Raw genomic sequence first — 14,404 nt, 5'->3', positions numbered from 1 at the left:
CGGGCCATTCGCCGCTCCAGTTCACTGACGATCATCTCTGCCCGTACCGGATGGTGGCCACGCACTGGTACCTCGAGGATGCTCGCTTCGAATGCCAGGCGTGTTTGATGGCAGTTGCACATGCACACCAAACCATCCCACGTACTCCTCATGGTTCGGCGGACGTGGATAGTCGAACTCTGCGTACAGCGGTGTCACGGGATGCAGACAGTCCTCGCGTAGCTGGGTCATGATCACCACGAGTGTGTGTTCGCTGTAGTACTGGCGCAGTCGCTCCGAGTCTTCCACCCTGACCTCCAAAATCAACTGACCGTTCTCCGTTCAGCGTGGGTATTCACTACTACCCCCGCCTTCATTTTGGTGGAGGTGATCCAAAGGAATTCTGCGTCCTTTACCAACTCGGGAAGCCATCACCAGACACCCAGCAAGGAGAGCAGAAAAGGAAATTCGCCTGCGGACAATTCAATTTCAAAAGTTTAGAAACCAAAGATCCGGAATTCCCTTAATGCTGGAGAATTTTCCGTCATTCCCGAAGCTGAAGCCTGCGCCACATGTCGGCACGGGATCACAATTGGGGTGGCGCAAAGGGCGCGAAGCCACTATTAAAAATCAAAGAGTTACAGCGCAAATGTCCTAATTTTTGCCTTATCTCGGCACGCCCCCAATAATGCCCTCCCTAGGTTAGAGTTGCTCGCGAGCTACGTGGTCTCCGTATTGGCAGGTAGCAACTACGGGCTCGAGGACGCAACCTATTTGCGTCCTCGACGTCGTGGCTCTGGCAATCACTCCTTAAGTCGCAACCCCTTGATAGAGAGCGCTCGACGTTGATCGGAACAAGCGGAGTAGGGCGTTAAGGGTTGGAGGCGAAGGTCCGCCTATATCGATCGACGAGTCAGCGAGGGGCACTCGAAGCTTGAGGCCATCCGCTGCCTCAAGCGCTATATCGCCCGAGAGGTTTATCACGTGATACGGCAACGAAACCGCCAAATTGGACAAGTCCAAATTGCTACTTGACGCTTAGAAGGGCGTCCGTGGCAGCCAGTTCACCAGTGCGGACTACCAGCGCTTTCTGACTCGCAACACGCTGGTTTGTAGCATGAGTGCCGTCGGGCATTGTGGCGATAACGCTGCCTGTGAAGGCTTTTTTGGTCTGCTCAAACGGGAGCGTGTTGCCCATCAAACATATCGAACGCGCGATGAAGCACGGGCCGATCTATTCGACTACATCGAGCGGTTTCATAACCCACGAATGCGTCGTAGAGTCGCCCGGCAAGATTTGAAGTTTTCAGCCCTTTTCAAACCGTCCGTGGAAATGGGGTAGAACCCGACCAAGGGCGGCAACCATAAAGTGCTCAAGGCCTGGAAGGCAGAGTTCGGAGCGAATGTGGTGGCGGGCTGGCAGCAATAACTATTGCCACGACATAAAACGCTCTTTAGGGCAGTCTTTTAGTCGCGAAGTGTTACACCTGTCTTGCTGAGGTCGGTGACGTGCTCTACCCCAGCCAGGCAATTGGCTCGAGGCCTAGGTTCTGTAACCCAAGTGGTGCGTGTAGCCGGTCCGCAATGCTCATGTTATTTGGCTTTGACGGGGCGTCTTTATCCAGCTCGGCGCGGGTTAACGAACCACGAATAATGAATGGATATAACTCTAAAACGGAAGCCGCTCGAGTGGGGACGCTGAATAAGTTTGTTGACCTGGATCGCTATTTTGCCCCACTCAAGAACGACAGTGAGGCGCTCAGTGATTTGGGGCCGCTATGGGGGCGCCGTTACGGAGGCTGGCTCTCCTGGCAGGAGCTGCTTCAACGTCGTCGCGTCGTCCTGTTGGCTGAGGCCCTGAGTGGCAAGACGGCGGAGCTGAAGCATCAGTGCGCACGTATAACTGCTGAAGGGAAACCTGCGTTTTTCGTATCCATTGAAGACTTGGCTGATCGTGGTATCGAGGCGGTTCTAAGCGAGAGCGAACTCCAAGCCCTCCTAAACTGGAAAACCTCCACTAACACTGATGCCTGGTTTTTCTTGGACTCGGTCGATGAGGCCCGCCTGAACGATCGGAAGCTGAATCTAGCCCTGGCCAGGCTCAGAAAAGAACTGGCCGCGGAGAATCTCAATCGCTGCCACTTCGTTGTGACCTGTAGGGCCAGCGACTGGAAGGGGACTTCTGATCGAGATGCATTGGAGCGTGAGCTGCCCTTCAGGTCAGAGCCAACACCTGCGCTGGTACTTGATCGCGACGAAGCTCTCTTTGCGCCTAGGACCAAGAGCACGAAAAGAACGGCGCAACACGTAAGAAACGAAGCCAAGGCAGGCAACGGTGACCTACTTGTAGTGCACCTGGCGCCGTTGAGCAACGAACAGAAAGCCCTCTTGGCCAACACTATGGGGCATGACAGTGCGACGTTTCTGAAGGCTCTGAGCCTTTCAGGCCTCGATGCATTGTCGGAACGCCCGGGAGACCTGATCGATCTCCTGGAGTACTGGGCAACGCACGGTCAATTTGGAACGCTGACAGAGATGATGGCGGAGTCTGTTAGGCGCAAGTTGAAGGAGGAAAACAGCTTCCGCCCCGCAACGGATAATCTCAGTCCTGCCGATGCGCTCCTCGGCGCGGAGCAGCTAGCCGCGGCGCTAGTGCTCTGCAAAACATTCCTGATAAAAACACCAGGCGAAGAGGCCGCCTCCAATCTAGTCAAGGGAGCTATAGATGCTCGTGAGGTGCTGGGTGACTGGAACCAGCACTCTATCAACGCGCTACTGCGGCGTGGCCTCTTCGCTCCAAGCACCTACGGGCGCATAAGATTTCACCACCGCTCTGTGCAGGAATACCTCGCGGCTTGCTGGCTCAAGCGACTGCTCGACAGCAACTGCTCAATAGATGAGATCCGCAAGCTCCTTTTCGCTGAGCCATATGGAGTAGGGACAGCTGTTCCAGCGCTACTTCCAGTCACTGCATGGCTCGCACTCTGGGTGCCAGAGGTGCGCAATACGCTGATTGAGCGAGAACCGGTTGCACTTATTCTCCATGGAGACGCCCGCTCGCTTCCCTTGGAGTCTCGAGAGCGATTGCTGCTTTCCTATGCCAAGCTCGATGCAGAGGGCAAATTGAATGCCTCTCACATCAACGAGCGAGCAGCTTGGATGTTTTCCGAAGGTGCGCTAGCCAAGACAGTGCGTCAGGCATGGGGCATCAACAGCGACGCCCATTTTAGATCGAACCTACTGAAGATCATCGAACAAGGGCAGATGACGGGCTGTGTCAGCCTTGCCAAGGCGGTTGCACTCGACAGCAGTCAGGGGCAAGTCAATCGTCTACTGGCGGCTCGCGCCCTGAAGTCGTGCCAGAGCGCTGATGGCCTCAGAGCCCTCGCCAAGCAGGTTTGCGCTGAACCCGACCAACTGAGCGCGTGGCTGGCACCGCAACTTGTAGAGCTGCTTTACCCGTCCTATCTGAGTACAGCCCAGCTACTTGATGCAATCCGTCGCTCGGAGCCTCCCAAGCCATACTCCTCAGAAGGTTTTGCCCCGCACCTCGCATCGCTGCACGCAGTCGCACCCGCCAGAGGGGCGCAGCAGCAACTGGTGGAAGGCATCGCAAAACTCGTCGCCCATCACGATGATGAAGACATGGATGAGGAACTTTCGCCTACGCGCCAACGTGGGCTGAAGGAGGGTTGCTCGGCATTAGCCCTAGCTGAACTTGAGCAGTGTGGGGGAGGGGAGGTGTCGTCCAGTACGCTCCAACTGCTCATGGCGATTGAACGTTTTCATGGTCTCTCTGATTCAGCGACGCACACCGAGCTGCGCAGGCATATCAACGCCGACCACACACTCAAGCGGCAATTGATGTGGGCGGATGCCGCTACAGACCGCTATGGTAGGCCCCGAGAAGCACCGGTGTCGCTAATCCAACACGTTCTTCTGTTCACCGGATACCAGCTTTGGGAGCTCAACGCTGCGGATCTGGAGTGGCTGATTGATGATGTACAGCACACGAGTTCAGATCACGATCGGATGGTGGCATTTACAGCGTTGATCGGGATCCTCAACGGCCAAGGCAAACTTGACGAGTCTCGCTCACTGTTGGAGCAGATTGCGGGAGATGCCGCGGCTCTCCGTGACTGTCTCGAGTCCGCCTATCAGCGAAAGCCTGATCGATATGATCTCGAAGCTGAGGCTCACCGCAAGCTTGTTCAGGATCGGCATGATGCTGAGCTGGAAGCATTGAGAGCGTTTCGTGACCAGCTAGTGGGCGACCCAGGATTACTCAGCCGTGATGAATCGTTCGATACCTGGGAAGACGGCTTGTGGCGACTACATGATTTGACCGATTGGTTGAAAGCGAGGAGCAATCAGGAGCAGGACCAGTCAAAAAGCGATTGGCAACTGATTGCCGAAGCCTATAGCCCAGACGTGGCCACGCATTACATGGATGGAATGAGGCAGGTCTGGCGCCGAATCAAGCCAGAACGGCCGATCATCACAGGCGACAGAAGCTATTCAACCAAGTACAGCAGCACACTCGCCTTTGATGCAGTCGCGGTGGAGGCATCTGGTGACGGATGGCCATCAGGCTTGAACCATTTGGAGGTTCTTCAGGCCATCAGCCATGCCCTATGCACTCTCAATTTCAGGGCTCCCTGGGTTGAGGCCTTAATTGCTGCCAAACCCGATATCGTGCTGCCCGAAATAACTAAAGCCGTTCGAACAGAGTACAGGTGGAAAGGACGCTTCTACGACATCATTCAACATGCGGCCTACAACGAGACCTCGGCCCTGCCAGCTGTTACCCGTGAGGTCTTCAAACTGGTCTCATCGGCCGAGCCAGCACAGATAGATCTACGCAGGAACTGCATGCTCATCGTGGCCAGGGGGCTCACTTATCTTGATCGCAAGCAAGTCCGACGGCTGGTGCAAAGACGTCTGAAGATTCATCTGCTCAAGTCCGATGAGCGCCCCACTTTTGACTACCTCGGGATACTCGCTCTGCTAGACCCTGAAGACCTTGCACGCCTGGTAGTTGCCGAGCTTAAGCAGCGTAATAGTGAGGGTAATGCGGATTTTGATACGCGTGTTCAACGCTGGTTGGGCACATTGTTTGATCACCGATTTACCGGGGGGCTAGCAGCGTCCGTTCTACCGATTATCTCGGTCGCCTTGCTCGCGGACCTGCTGCGTTTGGCTTATGCACACGCTCCGAGGGGGCGAAGCGGCAGCCGGAATGAGTACACCACTGAGGATGCTGCCGAATCGGCCAGAAATGAACTCCTCGGTGCTCTGCTAGCCCGTCCCGGGCACGAGGCCTTCGCGGCACTGAGCAAGCTTTCCAGAGCGCCGGAATGCGCAGGATCGGAGAAGCGTCTCCAGGAACTGGCCCATTCAAAAGCACAAGCCGATGCAGACATCGTGGCATGGAAAGCGACTGAGGTATTCGAGTTCTCGGAAAAGAAAAAATTACCTGCCAAAAACGGTTTGCAGTTGCTCAATTTGACATTTGGCATGTTGAAGGATCTCGCCCATTTTCACGGTGCTGATGCTTCTAGCAGGAGCACCTTTGTTTTTGCTCGTGAGGAGGAGCATGTCCAAGAATGGCTGGCCGAGCGACTGACAGAACGGAAAGGTGGACGCTTCCATGTGCATAGAGAAGCTCAGGTCGCTGAGAGGAATGAGCCAGACATTGTGATCAGTTCTACAGCCTCGACTGCGGAGCTGGCGATCGAGATTAAGCACGCTAACAAGGGGTGGACGGTACAGCAGCTAGAAAAGGCTATTACGTCGCAACTGGTCGGTGACTATCTGCGTACACCGTCCCGTCGCCACGGGATTTTGGTCGTGACGATGCACCGCCGCCGCCGTTGGAAGCTGGATGGTGAGTGGCTGGAATTTCCGCAGCTGATCAAGCATTTGGAGAGCGTTGCAGCCAATACCGTTTGTAACCGCTATGGAAGTCTTGAGGTCAAAGTTGTCGGTATCGACGCATGCGACCCGCAGCCTAAGCCCAAGCCTAATGTGAAACTTCCTGATGCCACAACGCGCCCGAAGCGCTCGCTGAACAGGTCAGCGAAAAAAGCAAAGTGAGCGCATCCTGACCATGCGTATCATCGCTCGGGAGCGGGCTGATCTGATGGTGCTGGATACAGCACTCGAGCGGATCAAAGACGACTCCTTTGGCTTCTGCGAGGAGACTGGATTATCCATCGGCCTGCAGCGTCTGCTCCTCAACCCGGCAGCATCACTCACGATCGATGCTCAAACTCGCTTGAAGCAACGTCAGATGCATAGCGGACACCGATCCAAGGTGTCCGTTACCGACTCAAGCAGACAATTCCGTGAGAAAGAGAACTCCTGCCGGGCGGATGCTGGCTGCAGGGACGACCGAAGCCACTGCGCAGCTGGAGGCTGACCGTGCAGTGGGATACCAGCTTGGGCTTGCCTACCACGCGTTTGCCAGCGTCCGAAGCCGAAGTCGGGCCACACCAATATCGAACGCTGTACGATTCAATGGCCTTGTGCCACGATTGATGCGTTTTCAAGATAGTATAAGTCAGCAGGAAAGGGCCAGGCTTCTTTAGAATCTGGAATTAGGGCAAGGATAATTACACTAAATGCACCTCCCGGTCCTCACAAAGCAGCCCTCGTTAACTGCACGGCGAATAGTTAGCCACATTAGCACCAAACTCAGTAATGGATAAAACGTGGAACTAAGACTTATTCCTGCAGCCACTATATTCATAGGATCATACTTACCCTTGAGCATGATACTTTTGTCTCAGGACCTCAAGTATGAGATGATGAAATTGGAGTTCTGTTCGGCGCTTCTTAGTCAGCCTGAAAAATGCCTTATTCCTTTTTCAAATCCAGCTCTGTCTATCGGATTTTTTTTCCTTTGCTTTGCCTGCTTCGTGGTAACAGTTGTGACCCTAAGGATAAAAACACCATCGCAGCAAATAATAGTAAAGGAAGCAAAACACATACCTGCCGATCTAATGAACTACGTGCTGCCATATATCGTTTCCTTTATGAGTATTCAGTACTCGGAAACTAGCAAATTCATTGGATTCTTAATATTTCTTGGTTGGTTGTTTTGGCTGTCATACAAGTCCGGACAGATAATACTAAACCCAATCCTCATTGCTCTTGGGTGGAAGCTTTATGAAATAAAATACAGTTTTATCGGCAGCCCAAACGAATTGGTGGGCAAGGCTCTCGGCCGATCCGAATTTAGTCCAAATGCAGCATGTGAAACTGAAACAATTCAGGACATAATCATCAAGAAGGAATAGCGCGTGGCTGAGATTGAGGATCTCCATAATTTCGACATTCAAAACGCCCAGGTTAACCTATGGGTATTTAAAAAATCCACATCAGGTCAGCCTCCCCAGCTTAAATTTAACGCTCACTGGGTAAGCCTAAGTGAAAATGTTATAGCAAAGCTCAAAGAGACGGCAGGGCAATGTCGATTAGACATGACCGAGACCATAGAGTATGGTTTGCTGGCTCAGAACAACGAAGGCAGTGCATTGCGCGTTCCACTTATAGAAACGCATGCGGACAAGATTATTGCAGAGTCGCTGGATCAGACACCCGCAAAACGGGTTGATGAAATGAAGAAAATGCAAAATGCGGCTTTTTACGCGGTAAAAATATCTTCTCCCGCTGGCAATCTCTACTGCGTCAAAAAAACCGACGACAGTTGGAAAACAAAGAAACGCAATGGCGCCATCAATACCCTATTCAGGGCAAATATTTTGGAGATTGATGATTCGCCGACGTTCAACCTTGCAAAAACTTTTGATTTCTTTATTTTGAATGACTCTCTATTTATTTCTAGCAAGAGGCATTTTGAATCCATTCTAAGCCACAAGGCCGCTCATGAGAATGACTTCATTGAGCTTCTTGCGGAACCTGCATTCCAACAGGTCTTCACAGGCGTAGAAGAGGTCAGGACCTATGTTGGGAATAACGCAATCCAACTTCGTCGCGCTTCTGCTATTCGACAAAAACAGAATTATCTTGACCCTGTTTTTATGCAGAACCTGAGGGCGGAGTATGCAAACTTTGGATTGAACATCAACTTTGCTCCCGGCGGCCAAATCACCCCTAGCACTGAGACATGCCCAGACATATTTAAAGCGCTACTTGATCACCGACTAAAATCTCATTTCTCTGGACGTATCTATGATGTCCAGAACACGGAAAGCATAACCCCACCTTGATGTGCGTGGATTTTTTATTGGCCCGAAACGGACTGCCACATGGCACTTATTCGTTTCGGATGATTGCCAGGAAAATCCAGGCCGGTCAGATGGAGTAGGGGGGCTTATGTAACATTGCTAGCAATTTAGGCCCTCATCACTGCATCCAAGCGATCTTGATTATACGGCCTTGAGGGCGGATCGAGAGTGTGGCACGCAACAGTCGACGCGTAGACAGCTATTCGCCATGCTGTCACGGTAACATCGCCGGGTGATAAGCACGATTTGACTATACCTGACAGCAGGAGCGGCTCCGTAGCCGAGGATACAAGGCGTCGGGGCAATAGAGATGGAGCCGTGCGGCTTGACGTTATTGGTGTGCTTCGTCAGTCCTTCGGATCGGCTGGGAGTAGCCTACGTGAACGAATCACTATTCTTTGAGGCTGACCGCGGAAGATTTTTCCGGCCACTGAACTCGTCGCGCCGCGAACTCTTCGCGACCTGCCTTCGGCTGCTCTATGACCGATTGCACGGTCCAGCGGCGGATTATGCGCACAACCTCGGGCGGGACGATTTGACCGAACTGGTGCTGCCTGTGGTCAAGGAGCATTTGGCCAGGCCCGTCGAGGCGGCGGACCAGGATGAGTTTTCTTCCGCCGATGCCAACGACCCCCTCCAGATGACCGGATTGGTCATCCGGGCTCTGTTGAAAGATGGCTGGCTCGAAAAGGGGATCGAGCGAGAAGGCCTTGTAACCAGCTTCAGATTCTCCAGGACGGGCAAGCTGTTCGCTGAAGCCTTCTGGTCGCTGCACCGGCCCAGCCGCAGTCGGCAGCGCAACATGCGGAGCTGTCGCAACGCACTGGAAGCGGCGCTGAGCAGGAACGATGCCCATGATCTGGTGGACGCATACGAATTTGCCGAAAAGGTCATCGAGGACCTGACGGAGGGTATCGACCTCTTCAAGGATCTTGCGCGAAGCTTGATGCGCGAGGCGTCGCTGGTAGTCCGCTGGGACGACTTCGTGGAGTTCTTGCAGCGTTTCCGCCGCGATTACTCCAAGCAGCTAACGGCGGACAGTGCCACGCTGAACCGTCAATCGATCCGGCAGAACCTGGAGAAACTGCGCACCCAAGTCACCGTCGCCCAGCAGCGGCGATTCGAGAGTGACCTTCGGGATATCGCCAGTTGGGCGGTGAGCGAGCACATGGGCGACTCAGTGTTCGACTGGATGCTCGAGCGTATTGAGGAAATGGTGGACGCTGCCTGCGACACGAAACAGCCCATGTTTGTGAAATCCATGGAGGCCTACGTCCGCCGCGTTACCGGATTGGTCCAGCAATCGATGATGCTGCGAACCGGACACAACCGCCACAGCTTTATGGCGGTGATCCAGCGCCTGGCAAATTCACCACAGGATATTCAGGACTCAATCCTGTCCAGCATCGCCGCCGACATGGCGGCAGTCGATATTCGGCTACTCGATCCCTCTGCATTCAAGCTCCGCTCCGCGACCCAGCGGCGCAAATCTCTCACGGTGACCATCAGACCGCGCCCCACCCGGGAGGCCCGATTGGAGGCCGCGATGGTTCGAGCCGAAGCCGAAGCCTTCTCCATTCCCAACGAGGACGTTGCGGCCGTGCTCCGCCAAGAGCTCCGCCTAGTCGGCAGGGGAATACGGCTGTCCTCACTGCCCCGCGAAACCGCACGGCAAGCCATTCACTTGTTCCAGGCGGTCGAGGCAGTGCGGAGCGCGAAAGGCAATGACCTGGTTGCCTCCAAGCTTGAGTTCCGCTTCGACACCGACTTCTACAGCGGCTGCGACTACCTCATCGACTTCAGGGAGTGAAGGAATGAACCTGATTTCCACCGTCAACTCGCAATTGAATTTGCACAACCTGAGCCTCGATCGTTTTCGGCAGATCATTACTCGCCTGCTGGCCCATGGAGTGATCGTCCGCGATGACGATCGGAACGAGCAGTTTCTCTACGACGATGCCCGGAGAGTGGAGCCGCTGCTCCTCGACTATTTCGACATTGCGGGCCTCCGGCTCCACCATGACAGCAACGCCTGCTTCTTTCGGCTCTATGCGCCAGGTGCGCGCGTGGATGGGCTGCCGGATGACGACCTTGATCCTGTGCCCGCGTTGAGGGCGAAGCTATCACCCGACTTTGTCGCCGCGGCACTGGCGCTGCGGTTCATTTATCAGGAGCACCTCAATGCGGGGAGCATCGAGCTGAGTGGCGAAGCGACGATCTCACTCGAGGACCTTGCTGCGACAATGCAGACGCAACTGCGCCGAAGCCTGCCGTCGACAGCAGGGGAGAAAATGGACCTGTTGGGGCAGTTGCGGCGGCACAAGATCCTGCGATTCAACTCCAGCTTCAGCATCACTGACGAGGATGCATTCCTTGCGATCCGGCCGATGATCCTGGGGGTCGTCACGAATGACGCCCTCTTATCGGCATTGGATGCGGATGGGGTGATCGAAGTGCAAGCCACCGCCGAGGAGCAGGACCGTGAAGATTGATCACCTGATTCTTGGCAACTGGGGGCAAATCGAGCCAGGGGACTACCAGCTCGGCGACATGAGCTTGCTGACCGGGGGGAGTGGCGCCGGCAAATCCACCTTCCTGGATGCGCTGCAGATGCTGATGACAGCGGGCTACAAGGGCATCCTTCACTTCAACCCGGCCCAGGGAGAAGTGACTCAGGACCAGCGTCAGAAGACCAAAAGGAACCTCGAGTCTTACGTGGTTGGAGCCGAGTACAGCAAGTTTTCGAGGCCGGACGGCGCCCAGACCTATGTGGGCGCAGTGTTCATGCCGGACAAGGGAGAAGAGGGGGCCAAACCCTTCACCGCGCTTGTCGCCGCCTCGGCACGAGTCGACACCGTTGGGAACAACCGGGTACCCGTGCTGGAGCGGTCCGAGGTGCTGATCATTTTGGATGGCGTCCGTCTCTCCGTGGCAGAGTTGTTCAAGGACGGCTCGCAGCAGGAGTGGGTGGCGGCCGAGGAGGTGGTCCGTATGCTCAAAGGGAAGGGCTACCACCCCATCCATTTCCCAGGCAAACGGGACTACCTCTGTGCTTTGTATGGCCGGTTCCGCGGAAAAAGCGGAGTCACGTGGGAGGACGCCAGAGCGGCTGCGAAGGCCTGGGTAGAATCCATCGCCTACAAGAAAATTGGCTCGGTGAATGACCTGGTCAAAGACGAAATCCTCGCCTTTGACGGTAAAGCTCTCCAGGAAGGCATCGAACGCATCAGCGGTTTGATGAAGCAGGTCACCAACCTGCGGAAGGAGAGCGAACGATTGCAGGCGACGCATGACCGACTCGCCTCGCTGACCGGAAAAATTACCGACACGATCATCGGCCACGAGGCTGTCCTCAAGCATGAGGTAGCTCTCAGGCACTTGAAGGTATTGAGCGTCGACGCTGCACTTGAGTCATACCGCAATCAGGTAAATGTCCAGCGCGCCGCTATTCTGGAGAACGAGACGCAGCTTGCAGGTCTGAACGATCAGAAAATCGAACTCAATCGCCAAGTAAGAGCCCTAAACACCAAACTGATGGGGTTCCAAGTCCATCAGGAAAAGCAGAGCCTGGAGGCACAGGCCAAGCTGGCTACAACATCAGCAGCTCAGTGCGTTTCGACCTTACTGCACGGCCTTGACCAGGCTCGGAATCTATCGGCGGCGGCAGAAAATGTCCTCGGCCGGCACATCCCAGCTGAGATGGTGGGTATGTCCCAGGCCATGGAGGCAGTTACCGCTGCACACCGCAGATTAGAGCGTGTTCAATTGCAGGCCTTGAACCACCAGCTGCTGAAGCTGGCCGCTCAGTCTGACCTCGATACCGGCATGCTCCGGGACGCGGCCACCCAATGCACCAGTATTCAAACCGGTTGGGGCCGGTTGCACTCAGCCCTGGTCGGGACAGATGAACCCAGCCTGCTTCTGCAGTGTTACGCCGCCCAGTCGCCGGTCTCCGATGCTATTCGTCAATTCGGTGACGAGCTGAGAGACAAGGAAAACGCCCGGGCGCGGATGGTGACTGGAGGGGGAAACTACCCCAAATGGGTCAGTTTTGCGCTGGACCGTATGCGGGAGGCACTGCCGAGCGCCAACGTGCAGGTGCTTTGCGACTTGATAGAACCGGCCTCCGACCACTGGCAAGCGGCAATCGAGGGCTACCTGGCTGACGCCCGTTTCAACTTCGTGGTGCCCGCCGAGTTTGAACGGGATGCGATCGACATCGCCCAACGGCTGGGGCTGAAATCCAAGGTCATCCAAGGCAAGTACTGCCAACAGCATGCTGACCCTTCGCGCGTGCCCGCGGAATCGATTATCCACGAGCTGGCCACCGAGCATCGCATAGCCAAGGCCTATCTCATCGAACAATACGGTCGAGTCGTGAAAGTGGCGTCCAGCAAGGAGCTGAGGCATACGCCACGTGGCCTCACCATGGATGGGAAGGGCAGTGGATCCCGGACGATGTTCAGTGCGAAGGATGTGGAGTTGGTCTTTGGCAAGAAAGCCAGAGCAGTGGCTATCGAAAGGTTGTCAGCCGAGATTGCCGAGCTCGAGCAGCAACTCAGCACAGTGCGAGGCCATCAAACTGACCTGCAGGAAATCATCACTGTGGTCCAGCGCCTGCAGAAACCCGCGTTGGAATTCCAATCGCTTCAGGACGCTGCAACGGACCTTGAAAAGGTCCGTCAGGCGTTGGCCAGACTTGACCTCACTGAGATCGTGAGTCTTGAGTACGAGATCGCGAAGCTGAGCACAGATTTGCAGGCGGTCGAAGATACCAGCAATAAACTCGTCGGCGCGGTGGCGGTGTCCATGAGCAGCATCAAGGAGTGGAACGGCACGATTATGGACTTGCCCCTATCAAACCGGACACCGGTACCCCGTTAAGTTGATGCCTCAGCCAAGCGTCTGAACTCCCGAGGTGAGCGGTAGTTCAGTGCGCTGTGCGGATGTTCCTCGTTGTAATGCTCGAAGGCGATGGCCAGGTTGCGCAGGGCCGTCGCTCGATCGGGCTTGGGCATGTGGCGGATATAGTCGCGCTTCATGGTCTTCACGAAGCTCTCCGCCATCCCGTTGCTCTGTGGGCTGCACACCGGTGTTGTCAGAGGTAGCAGGCCGATCTGCCGGGCAAAGACCCGGGTCTGTTCGGCGGTATAGGCCGAGCCGTTATCGCTCAGCCATTGCACCGGCGACGCAGGCAGCTCGCTACCGAAGCGTTGCTCGACGGCTTCCAGCATCACGTCGCGGACATCGTCGCCACTGTAGCCGTGTGGGCTGGCCACCCAACTGATGGCTTCGCGGTCGCAGCAGTCCAGAGCGAAGGTCACGCGCAGTTTGTCACCATCCTCGCAGCGGAACTCGAAGCCATCCGAACACCAGCGGGTGTTGCTTGTATCCACGGCGACACGACCTTCGTGACGCCGCGCCACACCCGGCTGCTTGCGACGGCGTTCCAGCAACAGATCGTGATCACGCATGACGCGGTAAACCCGCTTCACGTTGACCGGTGGCAGGGCCTGTTGCTCATGCTGCCGACGCAACAGACCCCAGATCCGACGATAGCCATAGCTGGGCAGGGCGCCGACTGCCTGCTGGATCTGCTCGACCAAGGTCACATCGTTGAACGCTCGGCGCCGACGAGGCCGCAGCCCTGGAGCGGGTTGTTTGAGTCGAGCCGTCAATTGCGAGCGCGCCACACCGAGACTCTCACTGACCGCCTTCACTGGTCGTCCCCCGGCAACAAGGGTGAGTGCGCAATCCATTTTCGCGAGCGGGCGATCTCCACCGCTTCCTTGAGGATCTCGGCCTCCATGGTCTTCTTGCCCAGCATCCGTTGCAGTTCGCGGATCTGCTTGAGGGCATCGGCCAACTCGGAGGCGGGCACCACCGCTTCACCGGCACTGACCGCCGAGAGGCTGCCGTCCTGGTAGAGCTTGCGCCAGTGGAACAGTTGGTTGGGGTTGATGCCGTTGCGCCGGGCCACCACCGAGACGCTTTGCCCGGGCTCGAGACTCTCGCGCACCATGGCCAGTTTTTCCTCGACGCTCCAGCGGCGACGCCGCTCCTGGCCGAGCACTTCGATGGTTTTGTCTTTGCTGGTAGTCATAAACACAGTCGTTTGCCTATCCCTTATGGTAAGGGGGAAACGGTGTCCTGTGTTTCAAGGGGCTCGTTCA

8 protein-coding genes and 2 pseudogenes are annotated in these 14,404 nt (G+C 55.8%); 9 read left to right on the top strand and 1 reads right to left on the bottom strand.

Features of this window, described 5'->3' with window-relative positions:
• Positions 1–876: 876 nt before the first annotated feature.
• The 9 genes and pseudogenes from E8E95_RS20100 to E8E95_RS20060 all read left to right on the top strand — a co-directional run.
• Positions 877–1,014, top strand: a pseudogene (locus E8E95_RS20100) (IS110 family transposase); the annotation flags it as partial.
• 16 nt (positions 1,015–1,030) lie between these two features.
• A pseudogene (locus E8E95_RS20095) lies at positions 1,031–1,321 on the top strand (IS3 family transposase); the annotation flags it as partial.
• A 311-nt stretch (positions 1,322–1,632) separates the two neighbouring features.
• Positions 1,633–6,075: a hypothetical protein gene (locus E8E95_RS20090; protein ID WP_280353276.1), complete on the top strand. Its 4,443-nt coding sequence runs from the start codon at positions 1,633–1,635 to the stop codon at positions 6,073–6,075.
• Between the two features lie 13 nt (positions 6,076–6,088).
• The gene (locus E8E95_RS20085; protein ID WP_280353274.1) at positions 6,089–6,400 is read left to right on the top strand and encodes a TraR/DksA C4-type zinc finger protein; all 312 of its coding nucleotides are present in this window, start codon (positions 6,089–6,091) and stop codon (positions 6,398–6,400) included.
• A gap of 292 nt (positions 6,401–6,692) precedes the next feature.
• Positions 6,693–7,280 (top strand): hypothetical protein, encoded by a 588-nt coding sequence (locus E8E95_RS20080; protein WP_280353271.1) that lies wholly within the window; start codon positions 6,693–6,695, stop codon positions 7,278–7,280.
• 3 nt (positions 7,281–7,283) lie between these two features.
• On the top strand, positions 7,284–8,213 hold the full coding sequence (locus E8E95_RS20075) for a Kiwa anti-phage protein KwaB-like domain-containing protein (protein WP_280353269.1): 930 nt from the start codon (positions 7,284–7,286) through the stop codon (positions 8,211–8,213).
• Between the two features lie 397 nt (positions 8,214–8,610).
• Positions 8,611–10,041 (top strand): Wadjet anti-phage system protein JetA family protein, encoded by a 1,431-nt coding sequence (locus tag E8E95_RS20070; RefSeq protein ID WP_280353266.1) that lies wholly within the window; start codon positions 8,611–8,613, stop codon positions 10,039–10,041.
• A gap of 4 nt (positions 10,042–10,045) precedes the next feature.
• Positions 10,046–10,723, top strand: coding sequence for a DUF4194 domain-containing protein (locus tag E8E95_RS20065; protein WP_280353263.1), 678 nt, complete (start codon positions 10,046–10,048; stop codon positions 10,721–10,723).
• Entirely contained in the window at positions 10,713–13,115 is a 2,403-nt protein-coding gene (locus tag E8E95_RS20060; protein ID WP_280353261.1) for an ATP-binding protein, read from the top strand. The genes E8E95_RS20065 and E8E95_RS20060 overlap by 11 nt, the downstream gene beginning before the upstream one ends.
• Here the strand turns inward: E8E95_RS20060 and E8E95_RS20055 are convergent.
• Positions 13,112–14,334 (bottom strand): IS3 family transposase gene (locus tag E8E95_RS20055; RefSeq protein WP_280347810.1). Its coding sequence is split into 2 segments (ribosomal slippage): positions 13,112–13,989 and positions 13,989–14,334, totalling 1,224 coding nucleotides; the frame shifts between segments, so codons are not numbered across the junction. The genes E8E95_RS20060 and E8E95_RS20055 overlap by 4 nt on opposite strands.
• Positions 14,335–14,404: the final 70 nt, after the last annotated feature.

It is taken from the genome of Pseudomonas sp. BN414 (genome assembly GCF_029871275.1).
In the GTDB taxonomy this organism is placed as follows: Bacteria; Pseudomonadota; Gammaproteobacteria; order Pseudomonadales; family Pseudomonadaceae; genus Metapseudomonas; species Metapseudomonas resinovorans_C.
The sequence above is the reverse complement of the archived record's forward strand: the minus strand, read 5'-3'. Positions and strand labels throughout refer to the sequence as shown.